Source organism: Streptomyces sp. NPDC003038, from assembly GCF_040611115.1.
Lineage (GTDB): Bacteria > Actinomycetota > Actinomycetes > Streptomycetales > Streptomycetaceae > Streptomyces.
Genome location: NZ_JBEXNN010000015.1, coordinates 143007 through 164164, shown reverse-complemented (window position 1 = coordinate 164164; position 21158 = coordinate 143007). Strand labels below are relative to the sequence as shown.

The 21158-nt window shown below is 74.1% G+C and carries 18 protein-coding genes; 6 read left to right on the top strand and 12 right to left on the bottom strand.

Annotated features, from left to right (window positions below; genetic code table 11):
• The first annotated feature begins 58 nt into the window (after nucleotides 1–58).
• Nucleotides 59–1171 (top strand): ferritin-like domain-containing protein, encoded by a 1113-nt coding sequence (locus ABZX75_RS20490; RefSeq protein WP_355412400.1) that lies wholly within the window; start codon nucleotides 59–61, stop codon nucleotides 1169–1171.
• A 46-nt stretch (nucleotides 1172–1217) separates the two neighbouring features.
• Here the strand turns inward: ABZX75_RS20490 and ABZX75_RS20485 are convergent, their stop codons facing one another.
• From ABZX75_RS20485 to ABZX75_RS20475, 3 genes are all read right to left on the bottom strand, one after another.
• On the bottom strand, nucleotides 1218–1694 hold the full coding sequence (locus ABZX75_RS20485) for a DUF3291 domain-containing protein (RefSeq protein ID WP_355412398.1): 477 nt from the start codon (nucleotides 1692–1694) through the stop codon (nucleotides 1218–1220).
• A 122-nt stretch (nucleotides 1695–1816) separates the two neighbouring features.
• Nucleotides 1817–3283, bottom strand: a complete 1467-nt coding sequence (locus tag ABZX75_RS20480) for a penicillin-binding transpeptidase domain-containing protein (protein WP_355412396.1) — start codon at nucleotides 3281–3283, stop codon at nucleotides 1817–1819.
• Complete coding sequence (locus tag ABZX75_RS20475) at nucleotides 3280–4635, bottom strand: FtsW/RodA/SpoVE family cell cycle protein (RefSeq protein ID WP_355412472.1); 1356 nt, start codon at nucleotides 4633–4635, stop codon at nucleotides 3280–3282. The genes ABZX75_RS20480 and ABZX75_RS20475 overlap by 4 nt, the downstream gene beginning before the upstream one ends.
• Nucleotides 4636–4833: 198 nt before the next feature.
• Between ABZX75_RS20475 and ABZX75_RS20470 the strand changes: the two genes are divergently transcribed.
• From ABZX75_RS20470 to ABZX75_RS20460, 3 genes are all read left to right on the top strand, one after another.
• Entirely contained in the window at nucleotides 4834–5241 is a 408-nt protein-coding gene (locus ABZX75_RS20470; RefSeq protein WP_355412394.1) for a DUF6325 family protein, read from the top strand.
• Nucleotides 5241–5681: an SHOCT domain-containing protein gene (locus tag ABZX75_RS20465; RefSeq protein ID WP_355412392.1), complete on the top strand. Its 441-nt coding sequence runs from the start codon at nucleotides 5241–5243 to the stop codon at nucleotides 5679–5681. Before ABZX75_RS20470 ends, ABZX75_RS20465 begins: the two co-directional genes overlap by 1 nt.
• Nucleotides 5682–6170: 489 nt before the next feature.
• A complete protein-coding gene (locus tag ABZX75_RS20460; protein WP_355412390.1) occupies nucleotides 6171–7388 on the top strand; it encodes a C40 family peptidase in 1218 nt (405 codons plus the stop codon).
• On the opposite strand, the gene ABZX75_RS20455 is transcribed toward ABZX75_RS20460, so the two are convergent.
• From ABZX75_RS20455 to ABZX75_RS20435, 5 genes are all read right to left on the bottom strand, one after another.
• Nucleotides 7310–8599 carry a styrene monooxygenase/indole monooxygenase family protein gene (locus tag ABZX75_RS20455; protein WP_355412388.1) on the bottom strand — a complete coding sequence of 430 codons (1290 nt, stop codon included), beginning with the start codon at nucleotides 8597–8599 and terminating at the stop codon, nucleotides 7310–7312. The genes ABZX75_RS20460 and ABZX75_RS20455 overlap by 79 nt on opposite strands.
• A 75-nt stretch (nucleotides 8600–8674) precedes the next feature.
• A complete protein-coding gene (locus ABZX75_RS20450) occupies nucleotides 8675–9301 on the bottom strand; it encodes an ATP/GTP-binding protein (RefSeq protein ID WP_355412386.1) in 627 nt (208 codons plus the stop codon).
• Nucleotides 9282–9674: a DUF742 domain-containing protein gene (locus ABZX75_RS20445; protein ID WP_355412384.1), complete on the bottom strand. Its 393-nt coding sequence runs from the start codon at nucleotides 9672–9674 to the stop codon at nucleotides 9282–9284. Before ABZX75_RS20445 ends, ABZX75_RS20450 begins: the two co-directional genes overlap by 20 nt.
• The gene (locus ABZX75_RS20440) at nucleotides 9671–10150 is read right to left on the bottom strand and encodes a roadblock/LC7 domain-containing protein (protein WP_355412382.1); all 480 of its coding nucleotides are present in this window, start codon (nucleotides 10148–10150) and stop codon (nucleotides 9671–9673) included. The genes ABZX75_RS20445 and ABZX75_RS20440 overlap by 4 nt, the downstream gene beginning before the upstream one ends.
• Entirely contained in the window at nucleotides 10147–13065 is a 2919-nt protein-coding gene (locus tag ABZX75_RS20435; RefSeq protein WP_355412380.1) for a nitrate- and nitrite sensing domain-containing protein, read from the bottom strand. The genes ABZX75_RS20440 and ABZX75_RS20435 overlap by 4 nt, the downstream gene beginning before the upstream one ends.
• A gap of 388 nt (nucleotides 13066–13453) precedes the next feature.
• Between ABZX75_RS20435 and ABZX75_RS20430 the strand changes: the two genes are divergently transcribed.
• Nucleotides 13454–14227 (top strand): protein phosphatase 2C domain-containing protein, encoded by a 774-nt coding sequence (locus ABZX75_RS20430; RefSeq protein ID WP_355412378.1) that lies wholly within the window; start codon nucleotides 13454–13456, stop codon nucleotides 14225–14227.
• 253 nt (nucleotides 14228–14480) lie between these two features.
• Here ABZX75_RS20430 and ABZX75_RS20425 read toward each other — a convergent pair whose 3' ends face one another.
• The 4 genes from ABZX75_RS20425 to ABZX75_RS20410 form a co-directional block, all read right to left on the bottom strand.
• Nucleotides 14481–14921 carry a MarR family transcriptional regulator gene (locus ABZX75_RS20425; RefSeq protein WP_355412376.1) on the bottom strand — a complete coding sequence of 147 codons (441 nt, stop codon included), beginning with the start codon at nucleotides 14919–14921 and terminating at the stop codon, nucleotides 14481–14483.
• A 199-nt stretch (nucleotides 14922–15120) separates the two neighbouring features.
• Nucleotides 15121–17544: an endopeptidase La gene (gene lon, locus ABZX75_RS20420; RefSeq protein ID WP_355412374.1), complete on the bottom strand. Its 2424-nt coding sequence runs from the start codon at nucleotides 17542–17544 to the stop codon at nucleotides 15121–15123.
• A 186-nt stretch (nucleotides 17545–17730) separates the two neighbouring features.
• Nucleotides 17731–18543 carry a sulfurtransferase gene (locus ABZX75_RS20415; protein ID WP_355412372.1) on the bottom strand — a complete coding sequence of 271 codons (813 nt, stop codon included), beginning with the start codon at nucleotides 18541–18543 and terminating at the stop codon, nucleotides 17731–17733.
• A 462-nt stretch (nucleotides 18544–19005) separates the two neighbouring features.
• Nucleotides 19006–20394: a hypothetical protein gene (locus tag ABZX75_RS20410; protein WP_355412370.1), complete on the bottom strand. Its 1389-nt coding sequence runs from the start codon at nucleotides 20392–20394 to the stop codon at nucleotides 19006–19008.
• A gap of 36 nt (nucleotides 20395–20430) precedes the next feature.
• On the opposite strand from ABZX75_RS20410, the gene ABZX75_RS20405 reads away from it, so the two are divergent.
• The gene (locus tag ABZX75_RS20405) at nucleotides 20431–21018 is read left to right on the top strand and encodes a hypothetical protein (protein ID WP_355412368.1); all 588 of its coding nucleotides are present in this window, start codon (nucleotides 20431–20433) and stop codon (nucleotides 21016–21018) included.
• The last annotated feature ends 140 nt before the right edge of the window (nucleotides 21019–21158 follow it).

The following is a 21158-nucleotide window of genomic DNA, read 5'->3' as shown; positions in this document are numbered from 1 at the left end:
GTGTGACCCTGCCAACTGTCCGGTCCCGCACGGCAGTACGTGACACGAGGGGGCGTCAGTGTCGACGCACGAGCTCTACACCAACGACCCGGGCGAGGGTGTCTGGCAGGTTCCCGCCTCGGGCTCGGCGCGTTTCAGCTGGGAGTACGACGAAGGCCGCGAGCGGCTCCTCGCCCTCTACCAGAAGGGCAAGGACAAGCAGTGGGACGGCGCCAAGCGCATCGACTGGGACGTCGAGGTGGACCCGTACGATCCGCTGGGCACCCCGGACGAGGTCCTCACGCTGTACGGGACGCGGCACTGGGCCAGGCTTACCGAGAAGGACAAGGGCGAGCTGCGCCGGCACTACTCCTCCTGGCAGTTCAGCCAGTTCCTGCACGGCGAGCAGGGGGCGATGGTGTGCGCCGCGCGCATCGTGGAGTCGGTGCCGGACCTGGACGCCAAGTTCTACTCCGCCACGCAGACCATGGACGAGGCCCGCCACGCCGAGATCTTCGGGCGCTTCCTGCACGAGAAGATCGGGATGCTGTACCCGATCAACGACAGCCTGCAGGGACTGTTGGGCGACACCCTGCGCGACTCCCGCTGGGACATGCCGTACCTGGGCATGCAGGTGCTCATCGAAGGGCTGGCGCTGGCCGCCTTCGGCATGATCCGCGACACGACCGACAAGCCGCTGCCGAAGCAGATCCTCGCGTACGTGATGCAGGACGAGGCGCGGCACGTGGCCTTCGGCCGGATGGCGCTGCGCGACTACTACAAGCAGCTGACGGACGCGGAGCTGCGCGAGCGCGAGGAGTTCGTGATCGAGGGCTGCTACCTGATGCGGGACCGGCTGCGCGGGGTGGAGGTACTGGAGAACTTCGGCGTCCCGCGGAAGGAGGCGGAGCGGTACAGCGAGCAGTCGGAGTTCCTGCACCTGTTCCGCAGGCTGCTGTTCAGCCGGATCGTGCCGTGCGTGAAGGACATCGGGCTGTGGGGCGAGCGATTGCAGAAGGCGTATCTGGACATGGGCGTCTTCGAGATGGGCGACTCCAACCTGGACCTGTTGATGCGGCAGGACGAGGAGATCGCCGAGGCCCTCGACCGCGAGCGGTTCGCGGCCGAGGAGGCCGAGCGGGTGGCGGAGGTGGAGGCGGCCATCGGCCAGGGCTCCGACGCGGGCGCCTAGAACGGCGGGCGGGCCGGGCCGGGCCGGGGCGTGTCACGGCTCCGGGCTACGCGGAAGCCTCTGGCGGGAACGACGTGCGCAGGGTGAACGCGTACGGGGTCGGACCGTGTTCCCGCAGGTGCAGCAGGCGCTTCTCCGCGTCCGCGACGGTCGGGCGCTCGCCCGCCGGGACCCACCACAGGGCGGTCATGGCCTCCGCGACGTGCTCGAACCACTCGCGCCGGCGCGCCATCAGCTCGCGGTGTCTGCCCTGGTACATGAAGGCGGTCAAGGCGTTGGTGTCGCGCCACACCGACATGTTGACGATGATCCACTCGTCGCCGAAGAACAGCACGTCGGTGGCGTTTCCCTCCTCCCCCTCCAGTCGCCAGCGGAAGCCGTCGGCCGCGTCGGCCACCGCGTTCACGGGGTCGAGCCCGTCCACGAAGTCCTTCAGCTGCGGGGAGTCGAGCGAGTACTTGAGGCGGGATATGTTCACCTGGGCGAGTTCGTGGGGCATTTCGTGGGTCGTTTCGTGGGTCATGACGCACGCCTATCAGGCCAGCGCCGCCCGCCGCCCGGTATTCCAAGGGGCGGACGCCCCTCGGCCCGCCGGACCCAGGTGGGCCGATCCCGCCGGGGCGGGCTGGGGCGCGGGGCGCGGCGTCAGCCGGCGAGCGCGGCCTTCATCACCGCCCGGGCGATCGGCGCCGCCGCGCTGTTGCCGCTGATGTCGCCCCGCACCGCCGACGCGTCCTCGACCACCACCGCCACCGCGACGGCCGGTTCGGCCGTTCCGGCCGTTCCCTCCGCCCTGGCCCAGGCGATGAACCAGGCGTACGGGGTCCCCGCGTTGCCGACGCCGTGCTGCGCCGTACCCGTCTTGCCGCCGACGGTCGCGCCCGGGATCGCCGCGTTCTTCCCGGTGCCGTCCTCCACCACCTTCACCATCAGCTCCTGGAGCCGCAGGGCGGTGGCCGGGTTCATGGCCCGGCCGCGGCTGCGCTGGTCGCCGCGGCGGACGGGGTCGCCGTCGCTCTGCGTCGTGCGGTCCACGAGGTAGGGCGACTTGAGCTCGCCGCCGTTCGCGACGGCCGCCGCCACCATCGCCATCTGCAACGGCGTGGTCTTGGTGTTGAACTGCCCGATCGAGGACAGGGCCAGCTGGTCCCGGCTCATGTCGGTGTCGAAGTTGGACCGGGACACCCACGAGGGCACCCGCAGTCCCGCGTCGTTGAACCCGAACCGCTCCGCCGCCTCGACCATGGCGCGCAGCCCGACCCGTACCCCGATCTTCGCCATCACCGTGTTGCAGGACCATCGCACCGCCTCCGCCATCGAGGCGTCCTCGCAGCCCGTGCCCGCGTTCGGCAGCAGGGTGCTGGTCCCGGGCAGCGGGTAGGGGTCGGGGGTCTCGGTCGGCGCGTCCACGTCGGTGACCACCCCGGTGTCGAGGGCCGCCGCCGCCGTCACGATCTTGAAGGTGGAGCCGGGCGGGTAGGTCTCGCGCAGCGCCCGGTTGAGCATCGGCTTGGCGGGGTCCGCGTTCAGCCGCGCCCAGGCCTCCTTGACCCGCGTGCCCGTACCGGAGAGTTCCGACGGATCGTAGGAGGGGCTGCTGACCAGCGCGAGGATCTTCCCGGTGGCCGGCTCGACAGCGGCGACCGCGCCGCGCTTGCCCGCGAGGCCGGTGTAGGCCGCCCGCTGCATTCCGGCGCGGATGGTGGTCGCGGCGTTCCCGCCGTCCGGGCGGCCGCGGGCCAGGTCGTACCAGAGCGGGAAGGCCGAGAGCCCCGGGTCCGTCCCCGACAGGATCTTGTCCTCGGCGCGTTCGACGAAGCTGGTCCCGTACGTCTGGGAGGAGAAGCCGGTGACGGGCGCGTAGAGCGGGCCGTTCTCGTACGTCCGCTCGTAGCGCAGCAGTTGGCCGCTGTCGCGGGAGCCGGTGACGGGCTTTCCGTCGACCAGGATGTTCCCGCGCGGTTGTGCGTACCGCTCGATGACCGGCCGCTTGTTGGCCGGGTTGGCACCGTAGGCGGCGGACTCCCAGACCTGCACGCGGGCGATGTTGACGAGCAGGGCGACGAGCAGAATCGCGCAGAAGTACGCACACCAGCGGATGTAGCGGATCACGGGGCGGCCCTCCGGGGTTCGGGCCTGCGGGCGCTGTCGCTGAGCCGGACCAGCAGGGCGACGATGATCCAGTTGGTGACGACGGAGGAGCCGCCCTGGGCCAGGAAGGGCATGGCCATGCCGGTGAGCGGGATCAGTCCGGTGACGCCGCCGGCGATGACGAACACCTGGAGGGCGACGATCGAGGCGAGACCGGTGGCGAGCAGCCGGCCGAAGGGGTCGCGCAGGGCCAGCCCGGCGCGGAAGCCGCGGGAGACGAGGAGCCCGTAGAGGAGCAGGATCGCGGTGAGGCCGACGAGGCCGAGCTCCTCGCCGGCGGTGGCGAGGATGAAGTCCGACTTGGCGGCGAAGCCGATGAGGAAGGACTGGCCCTGGCCGAGCCCGGCGCCGAGGAGGCCGCCGGCGCCGAAGGCGAAGAGGGACTGCGCGAGCTGGCCGGGTCCTTCGCCCCGCTCGATGGAGGCGAAGGGGTTCAGCCAGTCCTCGACGCGGCTGTTCACGTGCGGTTCGAAGGTCCCGACGGCGTACGCCCCCACCCCGGCCAGGATCAGGCCGATGGCGATCCACCCGATCCGGCCGGTGGCGGTGAACAGCATGATGACGAAGAGGCCGAAGAAGAGGAGCGAGGTGCCCAGGTCGCGTTCCAGGACGAGCACGCCGACGCTGAGCAGCCAGATCGCGAGGATCGGACCGAGGACGCGGCCGGGGAGGAGGCGCAGCTTCCAGAAGAGCCGGCGGCCGGTGAGGGCGAGGGCGGTGCGGTTCGCGGCGAGGTAGGCGGCGAAGAAGACGGCGAGCAGGATCTTGGCGAACTCCCCTGGCTGGAAGGAGAGTCCGGCGAACCGGATCCAGATGTGCGCGCCGTTGACCGCCGGGAAGAAGACGGGGACCAGCATCAGCGCGAGGGCGGCGGCGACGGAGAGGTACGCGTAGCCCTGGAGCACCCGGTGATCGCGCAGCAGTGTCACGACGAGGACGAAGAGCGCCATCCCCAGCGCGGACCAGAGGAGTTGGTCCCCGGCGGTGAGATGGGCGGGGGTGGTCGCGTCGAGGCGCTGGATGAGGACGAGGCCGAGGCCGTTGAGCAGGACGGCGATCGGGAGCACGAGGGGATCGGCGTACGGGGCCCTGAGGCGGACGGCGAGGTGCGCGAGGAGGGCGGCGAGGGCGAGGCCGCCGGCGTACCGGGCGGTGGGGCGGGGGATGTGGCCGGTGGTGGCGAGGCCGACGTGGACGTAGCCCAGGACGGAGATCAGGACGGCGCCGGCGAGAAGCGTCAGCTCGATGCCGCGGCGCTTGGCGGCGCGGGCGTCGGGGGGTGGGGGCGCGGGCTCCGCCACCGTTGCCGTCAGAGCGGTCATGCGGGAAACGTAGCAAGCGAATGGATGGTATGTCCGTTTATGTCATAGTGAGCCGAGGAGTCGTCAGAATCGGTCGGCGGGCTCTGCCGGGTCTGAGGGGTCTGCGGGGTCTGCGGGTCTGCGGGGTCTGCGGTCTGCGGGGTTGGCGCCGGCCACGGCGGCACGGTCGGGAATGAGGAGCGTCGGCGCATGGGACCTGTGGAGTTCATCGTCCTCGCCTTTCCGGAGGAGCAGCTGCGGGTACCGGCGGTGGAGGCGGTGATGGGGCTGCGGAAGACCGGGGTCGTACGGCTGATCGACGGGCTCGTGGCGACGAGGACGGCGGCGGGTGACGTGCTGGCGGCGGAGTTCGACGAGTTCGTGGAGCTGCGGGGCCTGCTGACGGGGCGGGACGCCGCACGGCTGATCGGGCCGGAGGACGTGCGGGAGGCGGCGGAGCTGCTTGAACGCGGAAGCTGCGCGCTGCTGCTGGTGGTCGAACACGTGTGGGCCGAGGACGCGGCGATCGCCGTACGTGCGGCGGGCGGGCGGATCGTGGGGTCGGTCAGGATCCCGGCGGAGCGGGTGCCGGCGGCGGACCGGTCGGGGGTGGTGTGATGTTCATCCGGCCGGTCGGAGCGACGGTGCGGCCGGCGGACCGGCCTGCGGGGCGGCCGCTCTTGCGGGGGCTGCTGAGGCGGGCGGTCGACGCGGAGGCCTTGGCGGGCGGCCCGTCCCTGATGACGGGCCGGTCCCTGACGGGCGGCCCGGCGGGGTCTCCGGCGGAGGCTCCGGCCGACGCGGGTGCCGTCCCGGGTGCCGGCGCGGCGGCGGGTGGCCCGGCCGAGGCGGGCTCCGGCGCCGCGGGCGTGGCGGGTGGCCCGGCGCAGGCTCCGGCAGGCGCGGGTGGCCGGGCGGGGGCGAGCGTCCCGACGGGTGCTCCGGTGGCGCCCGGCGGGCTGGTGGCCGAGCTGACGCAGCTGGCCGGACTGGCGCGTGCGGGTCTGCTGACACCGGAGGAGTTCAGCGCGGCCAAGGCCCGCCTCCTGCGGCCCTGACCGCGGCGCCCAGGTCCGCACCCGCGCCCCGAACCACTGCGCACAAAGCCCGCCACCGCACCCCCAACCGCTGAGCCCGAGCTCCGCCTCCCACACCCCCGACCACTGCGCACAAAGCCCGCCACCGCACCCCCAACCGCTGAGCCCGAGCTCCGCCTCCCGCACCCCCGACCCTGCACGCACCGCCCACACCCCCGAACCGCTGCGCCCAAAGCCCGCCACCGCACCCCCAACCGCTGAGCCCGAGCTCCGCCTCCCGCACCCCCGACCACTGCACGCACCGCCCGCACCCCCGAACCGCTGCGCCCAAAGCCCGCCTCCGCCGCCCCCAGCCGCTGCGCCCGAGCTCCGTCCCGGACCACCGCGTCTCCCGCTCCCCTCACGGGAGGCGCAGGATCGGCCGGACGGGTGGGAGGTCGGGGGCGGGGCGGCCCGGGTGGGGGATTTGTCATACCGGGCGTGGCAGCATCGGGCGCCGGAGGTGATCCCATGTCACGTCGGCTGCTCCATGCCGCCTGCATCGCCGCGGTGTTCGCCCTCGCCGGGCCGGTCCCGGCTCCCCGCGCCGAGCCGCTCCCCGCGGACCAGCCCGTCGGGGTCCTGCTCACCCGCCTGCAGAGTCTGTACCAGAAGGCCGAGGAAGCCACCGAGGCGTACAACGCCACCGAAGTGGCACTCGCCGCCCGGCAGGCCGAGGAGCGACGGCTCCGTGCCGAGCTCGGCCGCGCCCGGAACGTCCTCGGCTCCGAGAAGGCCGCCGCCGGGCGGCTGGCCCGGGAGCAGTACCAGCGCGCCCGGGGCCTGTCGCCCTACGCCCGAATGCTCCTCGCCGGCGATCCCCGGGCCGCCCTGGACCAGCGTCGGCTCGCCGCCCGCGAGGCCGCCCGCCGGGCCGGCGTACTGGAGCGCCTCGCGCGCGGCGAGAAGCATGCCGGCTCCCTCGCCACCGCGGCCCGCAAGGCCCTGGACGCACAGCAGACCCTGGCCGCGCAGCGCAAGCGGCACAAGGACGAGGTGGCGGCGCAGCTCAAGGAGGTGGAGCGGATGCTGGCTTCGCTGACTCCGGCGCAGATCGCCCAGCTCGACGCGCGGGAGGCCGCGAACACCGCCGCCGCCCAACGGGACCTGGTGGGTTCGGGCCGGCTCGGAAGCCCCGGCTCCGCGCCCACCCGTACGCCCACGGCCGCCGGCGGCGCGGCCCTGGCGTACGCGACGGCCCAGATCGGCAAGCCGTACGTCTGGGGCGCCGAGGGGCCGGGATCCTTCGACTGCTCGGGGCTGACCTCGCAGGCCTGGGCGCACGCGGGACGCGCGATCCCCCGGACCAGCCAGGAGCAGTGGGCCCAGCTGCCGAAGGTCGCGCTCGATCAGCTGCGGCCCGGGGATCTGGTGGTCTACTTCCCCAAGGCCACGCACGTGGGCCTGTACGTCGGCGGCGGCAAGGTGATCCAGGCGCCCCGGCCGGGGGCCCGCGTCAAGGTCTCACCCATTGCGGCGAATCCGCTGCTGGGGGCCGTACGGCCGGACCCGGACGCGACACCGCTCGTCCACTACGTCCCCCCGCCGCTCCCCGAGGCGGCGGAGGGTACCGGTGGCACGGAGGGAACCGGCGAGGACGACGACACCGGCTACTCCGCCGAGGAGGCCCCCGAGGACGCGGAAGGCTCGGAAGACGCGGAGACGGACGAGGACACCTCGGACAGGTAGTCCGCCGCGTCCTCGGGGTCGTAGAAGTACGCGTCGAAGTCGGCCGGGTTGTCGAAGCCGTTGGCGAATCGATCCGCCACCGGCTGGAGCCGCCCGGCCGCACCGATCAGGTTCAGCACGTGCTCCGGCGGGACGCCCAGCATCGCGTTCGTCCACTGGGTCGCCGGCTTGCCCGCGGTGAACCAGAACTTGTCGAAGGTCGCCTTCATCCACGCCTCGTCGAACGGGTTGTCCCCGTGCATCAGGATCGAGGACAGGTACGAGGCCGCGCACTTGGCGGCGGAGTTCGAGCCCTGGCCGGTGATCGGGTCGTTGGTGACGACCACGTCCGCGACGCCCAGGACCAGTCCCCCGCCCGGAAGGCGCCCGATGGGCCCGCGGACCACCGGCGCGTAACGGCCCGCCAGGGTGGCCCCCGCGTCCGTCAGCTCCACCTTCGTCGCCCGGGCGTACTCCCACGGCGTGAACTTCTCCATCAGCTCCAGCGTCAGCGCGAGGTGCTCAACCGGGTCCTTGATGCCGTTGAAGACGTCCAGCGGACCGCCCGGGACGCCCTCCCAGAAGAGGATGTCCGCCCGGCCGGAGAGGGTGAGGGTCGGCATCACGAAGAGCTCGCCGACGCCCGGCACCAGGTTGCAGCGGACCGCCTCGGTGTCCGGGTGCTCCGGGCGCGGCCCGAGCCCGTGCACGTAGCTGACCGCGAGCGCGCGCTGCGGGGTGTCGTACGGGGAACGCGCCGCGTCCCGCCCGAACATCGACACCAGCTCGCCCTTGCCGGCGGCGACCAGCACCAGGTCGTACGTACGGGAGAAGAAGTCGAGATCGGCGACGGAGGCGCCGTGGATGACCACCTGGCCGCCGCGCTGCGCGAACGCGTCGAGCCAGCCGGCCATCTTGACGCGCTGGTCGACGGATTGCGCGTGGCCCTTGAGACGGCCGAGCCAGTCGATGGCGCGGGTGCCGTCGGGGGCGGCCACGGAGACGCCGAGGCCCTGGATCTTCGGTGCCTGCTGCTCCCAGAAGTTGATCCGGAGGTCCCGCTCGTGCTGGAGCGCCGTGTCGAACATGACTTGGGTGGACATGACCCGGCCGCCGCGGATCTCGTCCGCCGTCCGGTTGGACATGAGGGTGACCTCGTACCCCTTCGACTGGAGGCCGAGGGCGAGCTGAAGGCCGGACTGGCCGGCTCCGACGACGAGTATCCTGCGCATCTCACGTTCTCGATTCGGGTCGGACGGTACGGGTCTGCCGGTACGGAGCTGCCGGTACGGAGCTGCCGGTACGGGCTATTCGGGCGTGGTGTCGAGGGCGTGGTCCACCAGGGCGAGCAGTGACTCGACGACCGAGGCGCGGCGCCGCGCGTCCATGATCACGACCGGTACGTGAGGCGGGACGGTGAGCGCCTCGCGCACGTCCTCGGGCTCGTACGAGGCGGAACCCTCGAAGTGGTTGACGGCCACGGCGTACGGGAGCCCGCAGCTCTCGAAGTAGTCGAGTGCCGGGAAGCAGTCGCGCAGCCGGCGCGTGTCGGCGAGGACGATGCCCCCGACGGCTCCGCGGGCCAGGTCGTCCCACATGAACCAGAAGCGCTCCTGGCCCGGGGTCCCGTACACGTAGAGGACGAGATCGTCGTCGAGCGTGACCCGGCCGAAGTCCATCGCGACGGTGGTGGTGTTCTTGTCCGGCGTGGCGGACAGGTCGTCGGTCGGGAGGCTGGCCCGGGTCATCACCGCCTCGGTACGCAGCGGGGTGATCTCGGAGACGGAGGAGACGAAGGTCGTCTTGCCGACGCCGAAGCCGCCCGCGACCAGCACCTTCACGGCGACGGGCGCGCGTGAGCGGTCGTACTGCCAAGGCTGGACGGGCTCGTCCTCGATCCCGGCGACGGCGGATTCAAAGACGGCGGAGCCCACTGAGCACCCTTTCGAGCAACGCGCGTTCGGGGCGGCCGGTGCCGTGTCCCGTCCCGTAGACGCGGATCCTTCCCTGGTCGGCGAGGTCGCTGACGAGGACGCGCACCACGCCGAGCGGCAGCTTCAGCAGCGCGGCGATCTCGGCGATCGTGCGCATGCGGCGGCAGACCTCGACGATCGCCGGCATCTCGGGCATGCGGTCGGGCTTCTGCCCCTCCGGCCGGGGGCCGCCGTCCAGGGCGGCGACGAACGTCTCCACCAGCAGGACCTGCGTGAAACGGGTCCGGCCACCCGTGAGGGAGTACGGGCGGACGCGGGCGGGGCGGCGGTCGGCGCCGCGTATCGGCAGCCGGTCGGAGGCCGTACTCCTCACGGGGTCTTCTCCATCGACTGGCGCAGCTCACTGCGGACTTCGGGGGTCAGGACGTGGCCGGCGCGGCCGACGAACAGAGCCATGTGGTAGGCCACGACACTCATGTCGCAGTCGGGGGTGGCGTGCACGCCCAGCAGCGAACCGTCGCTGATCGCCATGACGAAGACGGAGCCGTGCTCCATCGCCACCATGGTCTGTTTGACGGAGCCGCCGTCCATGAGGGACGCGGCGCCGGTGGTGAGGCTGCCGAGGCCGGAGATGATGGTGGCGAGGTCGGCCGACGCCCCGCGGGGGCCCGTGGCCGGCCGTTGTGCCCCGGCGGCTTCCGTCGCGGGGTCGGAGGACAGCAGCAGGAGCCCGTCCGAGGAGACGACGGCGACGGACGTGACGCCGGGCACCTCCTCGACCAGGTCGGTCAGCAGCCACTGCAAGTTGCGGGCCTGGGTGCTCAGTCCGTACGTACTGGGCGCGGTCATGTGCGTGCCTCCTGTGCGGTGTCCCCCTGGTCGGTCTGTCCCGGCCCGTGACCCTGCGCCCGGCCCTGCGCCTCGCCCCGGTCCTCCGCGAGCTCGGCGGCGACGACGCGCCGCCCGTCCTGGGCTCCCTGGTAGAAGCCGCCGAGGCGGCGCCGCAACTCGTCGGCGTCCACCCGGCGCGGCGGCTCGGGCCGTACGTCGTCCCCGCCCCCGGCGGTCACCGTGCGCGGCGTCCGCTTCGGCAGGCCCTTGCCGGTGAGGGCCTCGGCGTCGTCGGCGGGGTGGCTGCCCTGGCGGGGAAGCCAGTTGTCCTCGGCAGCGGCCTGGCCGTGCGGGTCGGGCTCCTGCGCGGTTTCCCGTACGTCGACCGGTTCCCCGGCATCAGGCGCCGGGGCCGGGGCCGCCTGGGCGGGGTCGGACGCCGCGAAGGCCTCCGGTTCCGCGTCGGCGACGACCCGCGCGAGCAGCTGCTCCTCGGGAGCGGGCCCGGCCGGGGCCTGCGCTGCCGGGGCCGGGACGGTGAAGACCTCCTCGGCCGGCGGCAGCTGCGCATCCGGGACCACCCGGGCCAGCAGCTCCTCGGCCGCCGCGGGCTCGGGCAGGTGCTCAGCGCCGTGCTCGTCCAGGTGCCCGGGCAGGTGCCCAGCCCCGTGCTCGTCCAGGTGCCCGGGCAGCGGCTCGGCGTCGGCGGCCGGAACCAGCGGCCGCTCCGCCAGTGGCTCCGGCGCGGGGACCGGGGCCTCGGGGGCTGCGGCGGTCTCGGCCGCGCCCGCCTCCGGCGCCTCCGGGACCGCCGCCCCGCGGTTCCGCGCCGGCAGGATGTTCTCGTTCGCCTCCGCCATCACACCCGGCAGCCGCAGGACGGGCGCGCCCGGCGCGGCCAGGGTGTGGACCGGGGACGTGGGCGGGGTGGCCGGGAGCAGCGCCGCCGGGACGACCACCAGGGCCTCGGTCCCGCCGTGCCGCGGGGCGCGCAGCTCCGCGGTGACCCCGTGCCGGGCCGCGAGCCGTCCGGCCACGTACAGGCCGAGGCCGAGGCCGTGTTCCGCCTCGGGCTCCTCGTCGTACGCCTCGGGCGTGGACAGCCGCGCGTTCAGCGATTGGAGCCGGTCCTCGGTGATCCCGATGCCCTCGTCCACGACGGACAGCACCACGTCACCGGAGTCCAGCAGCCGCCCGGACACCTTCACCTTGGCGTCCGGCGGCGAGAACGTCGTCGCGTTCTCCAGCAGCTCGGCCAGTACGTGCGAGAGGTCGTCGGCGGCGTGCCCCGCGACCTGGGTGGAAGAGGGCAGGGCTGCGAGGTCGACCCGCTCGTAGCGCTCGATCTCGCTCACCGCGGCCCGCATGACGTCGACCAGCGGTACCGGCACGCCCTGCCCGTGGCCGTGCTCCTGCCCGGCGAGGACCAGCAGGTTCTCGTTGTGGCGGCGCATCACGGTCGCCAGGTGGTCGAGCTTGAACAGGGTCGCCAGCCGGTCCGGGTCCTGTTCCTTGGACTCCATCTCCTCGATGACGGCGAGCTGGCGCTCCACCAGGCCCAGGGTGCGCAGCGACAGCGAGACGGAGGTCGTCGACATGGTGCGGCGGTGTTCCTCCAGGCCGGCGCGCAGCTTGGTCAGTTCCTCCTCCGCCACCTCCCGGCTGGCGGTCAGAGCCTCGTTGCGGCCGATGATCCGGCGGCGGTCGGCGTCGAGCCCGGCGATCCGGGTGTGCAGGGACACCGTCTGGTCCCGCACCGCGTTCAGGTGGCGTACGACCTCGGCGAACTCGTCGTTGCGGCCGGTGAACCGCACGGGTTCCACCGAGCCCTCCGGCGTCGCCAGGCGCGCCGCGCCGCGGCGCAGGACCGACAGCGGCCGGGTCAGCGACCGCGCCACGGCGGTCGAGACGCCGACGGCGACCAGGAACAGCACGCCCAGCAGCGCGACCGTGACCTCCAGCCGGGTCACGTCGTCGTCGCGCAGGGTCGCGAGCGCGCCGGCCCGCTGGCCGGCGAGGGTGGACTCCACGGACCGCATGCGGTCGACGCGCGCGGTGAGCGCCGGGCTGATGGTGGCCCCGTCGGTCTTGCGGTCGGCCGATGACAGGGTGGGCCGGTCGGTGAGCCGCTTGAGGTGGTCGTCGGCCGCCTTGACGTCGGGGCCGGTGACGGTGGCGGCGAGGGTCTGGCGTACGTCCGGCCGGGCGACCCGCGCGAAGTCGTCCAGGGCAGCCTGTTCCCGTACGCGTGCGCGCTGGGCGGCGGCGGTGAGTTCGTCCACCACGGCCGAGTTGGGGAGCTGCTCGCCGCGGGGGACGGCCAGCGCGGCGAGCAGCAGTCCACGGGTGGCCGAGGCCTGTTCCACGGCCTGGCCCAGCGGGGCCAGCGGGCGGGTGGTGACGAGGGCGGCGTCGGCGCGCGGCGGGGTCAGTTCGGCGAGCCGGTCGCCCGGCGCGAGCAGTTCCGCTATGACGCCGGCGTAGGACTGGTGGGCGGCGAGGGCACTGCCCTTGCCGTCGACGGTCTCGGTGCGGACGGCCTGGACGCGGCCCAGGGCCAGGGCGAGTTCCTCGTCCGCCTCGGCCCGCACCTCGGCCAGCTGCCGGTCGGTGCGCGCGGTGCGCTCCTGGAGGGGCCCCTTGGCGGTGCCGGGGCGGCCCTTGGCGATGTACTCGATGACGGCGTCGCGCTCGTCGCCGAGGAGGTGCGCGAGGGTGAGGGTCTGCCGGGTCTGTTCCGCGAGGGTGACCAGGCGCTGGGAGTCGTTCAGTTCCGTCGTGGCGGAGAGGACGGCGGGGGCGCCCGCCGCGAGGACGGTGAGGCCGGCGACGGCCACGCCCACGACCAGCCTGCGGCGCACGCGGACGCGGCGTCCTGCGGGGGCCGGGCCGTCGGTGGCGGTGCCGTTCTTCCGAGACCGCTTCTTCTGCACCGGTACTCGCAATCCTGTACGTGGGCTCTTGCTCGTCTACTCGTGTGGCCGAGGTAACGGCCGGTCAACAAGTAAACGCTCCCTGCCCCCTCGTACCGCCTCAGACCATTGCAGCGTGTTGGGGAGAGAGCCGCCCATCGCCCACCCGGCCACTCGAACGAGTGAACATCACGGATGAGTGGGCGGCCAACTCGGGCACTGCGTGTCAGAGCACCTCCGTGGACGGGCGGTTGAAAGATCGCCGGAGGCTTTGGCAGTATGCCCCGCCCACATCGCCGGAGGCCGACGGGTACGGCCCTGCGCCACCCCTCTCCCCTTTGGTACGGACTTTCGCGCGGTCGCCCCGCGGCTGCTGCGCCGGGCCCGGCCGGGAGGGCAGGATGTCCGCATGCGCATCGACCTCGCCACCGCACCCGGAAACCCGGAACGCCCCAACGAGGACTGGGTGTCGGCGGCGATGCCCGCGTCGGGCGGCGGCCTGCTGGTCGCCCTGGACGGGGTCACCCCGCCGCGCGGCGGGGACGGCTGCGTGCACGGAGTGCCGTGGTTCGCCGCCCGCCTCGGCGGCCGATTGACCGAACTGTCCGGATCGCGGCGGGACATGCCGCTGGACCGGATCCTGGCCGAGGCCGTCCGCGCCACCGCCGAGGCCCACTTCGACACCTGTGACCTTTCTCACGTCCGCACGCCGCAGGCGACGGTGGTGATGGTCCGCTGGGACGAGGCGTACGTGGAGCATCTCGTGCTCTCGGACTCCGTACTGCTGCTCCAGGCGCCCGGGGGCGAGGTGACGGCGGTGCTCGACGACCGGCTGGACGGGGTCCCCCAGGAGGTGCTGCGGTCGGTGGCCGCGTCGGACGCGCTGCGCAATGTGGAGGGCGGCTTCTTCACGGCGGCGTCGGATCCGGCGGTGGCGGCCCGGGCGGTGACCGGGCGCACGCCGCGCGGGGAGGTCCGGGCAGTGGCAGCGCTCACCGACGGGGTGAGCCGGTGGACGGACACGTTCGGGGAGGGGGACTGGGCCGAGTGCCTGCGGGTGCTGCGGAAGGAGGGCGCGGAGGGGCTGATCGGCCGGGTCCGCGCCATCGAGTCCGACCCGGCCCGCCGTGTGCCTCGCGGCAAGCGGCACGACGACGCGTCGGCGCTGTACGCGGAGCTGTAGGACCGGCTGCGGCGGCTCCCGGGCAGGGGCGGTGCACTCGGGGTCGGCAGCGGCCCCGGCCGGCGCCGGTCGAGCGGGCCGGGGGGAGCGGCACCTGCGCGGACGGCCCCGGACCCGTGCTGGACGAGCGGACGGCGAGGCGCCCTGCGCGGGCGGCCCCGGACCCGTGCTGGACGAGCGGACGGGGTGGCGCCCTGCGCGGGCGGCCCGGCTCCGCGCCCGCAGGCGGCCCCCGGCCGCACCCCGGCGCGGTCTATTCCCCGCCCGCGTTCAGCTGGTTCAGCAGCCGGGCCAGTTCCGCCACCTCGCCGCGGTCCCAGTCGGCGAGTTTGCGCATGTACTGCTCGCGCCGGGCGTCCCGTACCCGCAGGAACCGCTCCCGGCCCTCCTCCGTGAGACCGACCAGGAAGGCCCGGCCGTCCGCCGGGTCCGGCTCGCGGGCCACCAGGCCCAGCACCTCCAGGGCCCGCAGCTGCCGGCTCATGGTCGCCTTGCCGACCCCGAAGTACGCGGCGAGCTCGGTGGCCCGCTGCCGCCCGGCGGCCTCCAGGCGTACGAGGAGCCCGTACGCGGCGGGCTCCAGCTCGGGGTGGAGGGCGCGCGCCATCTCCCCGGAGGAGGCGCGGGCGCGCCGGAGGAAGACGGACAGCTCCCGCTCCAGGGCAAGGAACTCCTGGTCTTCACTCCCGTGCACGTACCGCTCCGATCGGTGGTGTGTGTGGCGCCCCGGTAGGGGAGCGCCCAGTATTTCGCAGCGGGCGCGGCGACGGCCCGGGACCCCGCCGGAGCGGGGGCCCGGGCCGTCGCCCGTCCTCCTAGGGAGCCGTCTGCCGGCTGCCGTCTGCGGCTGCGGCTGCCGGCAGGCGGCAGGCGGCAGGCGGCGATGGCGGCCGTCAGGCGGCGGCGGTGACGGGCACCTCCGCCTGAGCCAGGGCGAGCTCCAGGACCTGGCGCACATCCGTCACCGGGTGCACCTCCAGTCCCTCCAGCACCTCGGCCGGGACATCGTCCAGGTCGGCCTCGTTGCGCTTCGGAATGATCACCGTGGTCAGTCCCGCCCGGTGCGCGGCGAGCAGCTTCTGCTTGACCCCGCCGATCGGCAGCACCCGCCCGGTCAGCGAGACCTCACCGGTCATGGCCACGTCCGTGCGGACCTGGCGCCCGGAGAGCAGCGACGCGAGCGCCGTCGTCATGGTGATGCCCGCGCTCGGGCCGTCCTTGGGCACCGCGCCCGCCGGGAAGTGGATGTGCACGCCCCGGTCCTTCAGGTCGGCGACCGGCAGTTCCAGTTCGGCGCCGTGGGAGCGCAGGAAGCTCAGCGCGATCTGCGCCGACTCCTTCATGACGTCGCCGAGCTGACCGGTGAGGGTCAGGCCGGCCGCGCCCGTCTCCGGATCGGCCAGCGAGGCCTCGACGAACAGCACGTCGCCGCCCGCGCCGGTCACCGCGAGACCGGTGGCCACGCCGGGGACGGCGGTGCGCCGCTCGGCCGGGTCCTGCGCGGACTCCGGCACGTGGTGCGGCCGCCCGATCAGGCCGCGCAGTTCCCCGGCGCCGACGCGGAAGGGCAGCTCCCGCTCGCCCAGCTCGTGCTGCGAAGCCACCTTGCGCAGCAGCCGCGCGAGGGACCGCTCCAGGGTGCGGACTCCCGCTTCCCGGGTGTACTCCCCCGCCAGCTTGCGCAGGGCGTCCTCCTCCAGGACCACCTCCTCGGGGCCGAGGCCGGCACGCTCCAGCTGACGCGGCAGCAGGTGGTCCCGCGCGATCACCACCTTCTCGTCCTCGGTGTACCCGTCGAGGCGGACGAGCTCCATCCGGTCGGCCAGCGCCTCCGGGATGGCCTCCAGGACGTTCGCGGTGGCCAGGAAGACCACGTCGCTCAGGTCCAGCTCGACCTCCAGGTAGTGGTCCCGGAAGGTGTGGTTCTGCGCCGGGTCGAGGACTTCGAGCAGCGCGGCCGCCGGGTCCCCGCGGTAGTCGGAGCCCACCTTGTCGATCTCGTCCAGCAGGACCACCGGGTTCATCGAACCGGCCTCCTTGATGGCCCGGACGATCCGGCCGGGCAGCGCGCCGACGTAGGTCCGCCGGTGGCCTCGCACCTCGGCCTCGTCCCGTACGCCGCCCAGTGCGACCCGGACGAACTTCCGCCCCATGGCGTGGGCCACGGATTCGCCTAGCGAGGTCTTTCCCACGCCGGGCGGCCCGACCAGCGCGAGCACGGCGCCGCCGCGCCGCCCGCCGATGACGCCCATCCCGCGCTCGGAGCGGCGCTTGCGCACGGCGAGGTACTCGGTGATGCGGTCCTTCACGTCGCTGAGCCCGGCGTGCTCGGCGTCGAGGACGGCGCGGGCGCCCCGAATGTCGTACCGGTCCTCGGTCCGCTCGTTCCAGGGCAGTTCCAGCACGGTGTCCAGCCAGGTCCGGATCCAGGCGCCCTCGGGCGACTGGTCGCTGGCCCGTTCCAGCTTCTCGACTTCCTTGAGCGCGGACTCCCGTACCTTCTCGGGGAGGTCGGCGGCCTCGACGCGGGCGCGGTAGTCGTCGGACTCCTCGCCCTCCTTCTCCCCGTTGAGCTCGCGCAGCTCCTTGCGTACGGCCTCCAGCTGCCGCCGGAGCAGGAACTCCCGCTGCTGCTTGTCGACGCCGTCCTGGACGTCCTTGGCGATGGACTCGGCGACGTCCTGCTCGGCGAGGTGGTCGGCGAGCGCCTTCACGGCGAGCTTGAGGCGGGCGACCGGATCGGCGGTCTCCAGCAGCTCGACCTTCTGGCCCACCGTCAGGAACGGCGAGTAACCGGAATTGTCGGCGAGGGCGGAGACGCCCTCGATCTGCTGGACGCGGTCCACGACCTGCCAGGCCCCGCGCTTCTTGAGCCAGCTGGTGGCGAGCGCCTTGTACTCCTTGACCAGCTCGGTCACCGCACCCGGCAGCGGGTCCGGCACCTCCTCGTCCACGGTCTCGCCCTCGACCCAGAGGGCGGCCCCGGGCCCGGTGGTCCCGGCCCCGATCCGGACCCGCCCGCGACCGCGGATGAGCGCTCCGGGATCCCCGTCGGAGAGCCGCCCCACCTGCTCGACCGTCCCGAGCACCCCGGTCCCGGCGTACTTCCCGTCGACCCGCGGCACGAGCAGCACCTGGGGCTTCCCTCCCCCGGCCACCGCTGGGAGGTGCCCCCCGCCAGCCGCCGCCTGGGCCGCCTCCACGGCTCCGCGCACCTCGGCGTCGGACAGGTCCAGCGGCACGACCATTCCGGGCAGCACGACCTCGTCGTCGAGCGGTAGCACGGGCAGGGTGAGCGTAACGGGCGTCGAAGCCATGATCTTCCCTCCGGCAGTGAAGTTGAGCTATGCCGACTCAATGCATCTGCGCCGCCCAGTGTTCCCCAACCCCAGTTCGCCCGCGGCGAACAGGCCCGCCGGTGTTCCGTGTTCCGTGGTCACCCGGTGGCGCGCCCTGCCGATCCGGCCGGTCCGCGAGGCCGCGAGTCCGCCCGAAGGTTGGTGCTACGGCGTGTCCGTGGTCACGGGGAGGTGCGACGGCATGCCCCACTCGCTCCAGGAGCCGTCGTACACCGCCAAGTCCTCGTACCCGGCGAGGACCGCGCCGAGGGCGAGCACGCACGCCGTCACCCCGGATCCGCAGCTGAAGTACAGCCGCTCCCTCTCTCCCGCCAACGCCTCGAAGGCTTCCCGCAGTTCTCCGGCCGGACGCATCAGGCCGCCGTACCGCTGGAGTTCCCCGAACGGGAGGTTGACCGCGCCCGGCATGTGGCCGCCCCGCAGGCCCGGACGGGGTTCGGGAGCGGTGCCCGCGAAACGCTCGCGGGTGCGGGCGTCGAGGACGGCCGCGGCCGGGTCGGCCAGGGCCGCGGCGACGGTGGCGCTGTCGACCAGCAGCTTGGGGCGGGGTCGGGCGGTGAAGGAGCCGCGGGGGCCCTCGTACGCCGGGCCGGTGGCCTCCACCGGCAAACCGGCGGCGGTCCAGGCGGGCAGTCCCCCGTCGAGGACGGCGGCCCGCTCGAAGCCCATGGCGCGCAGCATCCACCAGGCGCGGGCGCTGGAGTAGATGCCGGCGCCGTCGTAGACGACGACGGTGCCGGCGTCGTCGACGCCGAGGGCCCGCACGGCGCCGGTGAACGCGGGGGCTCCGGGCATGGTGTGCGGGGCGGGCGCGTCCTGGTCGGAGAGTGCGCCGTCGAGGTCGAAGGGGCGGGCGCCCGGAATGCGGCGGTCGGCGCCCCGGTGGACCCCGACGGAGGCGTCGAAGACGACGAGGCCGGGCGCGCCGAGGCGCTCCGCCAGCCAGTCGGCGCCCACCAGGGGCCCGGGCAGCGGAGGCCCGGGCAGCGAGCCGGCCCGTGAGTCCGACCGCCGCGGCCCGAGCTCCGCCGTGCCGGGCCCCGTCGTACTTGGCCCCGCCGAACCCGCAGCCGCCGTACCCAGCCCCGTCCTGCCTGGCGCCGTCGTCCCGGGCCCCGCCGAACCCGCAGCCGCCGTACCCGGCGCCGTCGTCCCAGTCCCCCTCGTACTTGGCCCCGCCGAACCCGCAGCCGCCGTACCCGGCCCCACCGTGCCCGGCGCCAGGGCGGGGGACGCCGGGTCCCGTGGTGTGGAGTTGCGGGGCGGGGTCATACGGCACCTCCGGAAGTTCGGCGGACCGCCCGCGCGGGCCCGGCGGGCGGCCCGCCGCTGCACGTCGCGGGTCGCCTCATCCTGCCTCAGCCCGTTCGGACCCCACCGGCCCCCACCGGCCCCAACCAGCCCCCGGCCGGCCGGGCTTCAGGGGCAGCCGCCCGGCCGGGCGTAGAGCGCGACCCGGGCGCCGCGCACCCCGGTGACCTCGCACAGCTCGAAGTCGCCGGCCAGCACCTCCCGCTTGACCGCCTCGTGCGGGTACGGGTCCAGGGGCTGCCCGGCCGGGTCCATCAACGCGATCACCCGCGGGGATTCGACCAGCGCCTTCCGGATCCGCGCCGCAGGCAGTTCCGTGCCCTGGAGGCTGCGCGAAGCCGCCGGGGAGCCGTCCAGGGCCACGTCGCGCAGGCCCTCGTAGACCTGCGGTGAGGACAGCAGCCACTCGCGCCGCCGCGAGGGCAGGAAGACCACCGCGTCCCCGGGCCGGGCCCGTTCCCGGACCGCGGCGGCCACCGCCAGGGTGTCGTCCTTGCGGCTCTCGGGCGTACGCAGCCAGGCCGACCAGAGCCCGAAGGGCACCAGCAGCGCCCCCGCGAGCAGCCACGGCCACGGCCGCGCGCCGCGCACCGTCGCCAGCCGCGCCCCGGCCAGCAGGGCCAGCCCGGCCAGCGCGTAGAGCACGTACCGGTCGACGTACCAGGGGTGCACCAGCGACAGCGTCATCAGCAGCCCCGGCGGCAGCAGCGCCAGCGGCAGGGCCACCCGTACGACGTCCCGGCCGGCCCCCCGCGCGAGCAGCAGCACGACGGCCGCGACGACCCCGTACGCGGCCCAGTCCTGCCAGCCCGGCCGCCCGAGCCAGCCCAGCTGCTGCTGCGCCTGCCGCGCACTGACCAGGGCCAGCGGCACCAGCAGGACCACGACGGTCCCGGCGCTCCACCGCCAGCCGCGCGAGCGGCGGGCGGCGAAGGCGTGCGCGAGCAGCGCCAGCCCGGCGAACTCGTGCAGCCAGCAGCCGATCAGCAGCACCACCGCGTACGCCGCCCACCGCTCGCGCAGCATCAGGTACGTCGCCCACACCACCGCCGCCGCGACCAGGGCGTACGAGCGCCCCTCCTGGGCGTACATCTGCACGGGCGGCAGCACGGCGTAGACGAGCCCGGAGATCAGGGCGGCCCGCTCGCCCGCGAGCCGGTGGCCGACCGCGGCCACCCCTGCGGCCGCGAGGGCGGTGGCGGCGACGGACGGCAGCCGCAGCGCCCACAGTCCGCCGTCCCAGGCGAGGAACACCGCGTGCATGAGCAGGTAGTACAGGCCGTGCACGGCGTCGACCTGACCGAGCAGCTCCCACAGCCCGCCGAGCGGCCGGTGGGCCACCTGCCAGGTGACGGACTCGTCGCGCCACATGCTGCCGCCGCGCTCCAGGCCCCAGAGGCCGAGGAGGACGGCGAGCAGCGGGGGCAGCACGCGCCAGGGGGCGATGCGGCTGATGGCGGCCTCCGGGTGCTGTCCGTACGGGTGTGGGCACTCCATACTCGGGGTTCGGCCCGAGTGCCTGCGGAGGTGGGTGTGCGAGCGTTCCGGGCGGCGGCGACGGTACTCCTGAGCGCGGTGGTGCTGGGCGGGTGCGGTCCGGGCGGTCCGGACGGATCCGCGGGGCCGCCCGCGCGCCCCGACGACGGCGGCGGCGGTACGACGACGACCGCGACGGCGACCGCGACCGCGACGGTCTCCCCGGAACCGACCCCCACGGCGAACCCGGCCCCCACCGCCAGCCCGAGCCCGGCCGTGCCCCCGGCCGCCGTCGGCGAGATCCTCGTCCGGGTGAGCCGTAGCGGCGGCTTCGTCGGCGGGACGCACACCCTGCGGGTGAAGGGCGACGGCTCGTGGACCCGCCTGGACCGCCGCGCCGAGCCGGAGGGCACGGGAAGGCTGGCGCCGGCCGAGCTGGCCGCCCTGCGCACCGCGCTGCGGGAAGCGGACTTCGCCCGGCTCCCCCGGACCGTCCTCGGCGACTCCACGATCCACGACGGGTTCACGTACGCCTTCGTGCACGGCGGCCACGAGGTGGTCACCGAGACCGGATCGGTACCGGCGGCCCTGGAGAGGGTGCTGGTCGCGCTGCCGCCCTTCGAACCGGACCGGACGTCGAGCTGACTTCCGTACCCCGCCCGGGATCCGGCCCCGCGGCCGTCCCGCGCGGGACCGGATCCCGGCACATCCTCCAACCCGGTCCGCGCCCAGCGCTGTCCGAACCCCGCATAGCCGCAGGCCGGTGCCTCCTCTACGCTGCACCC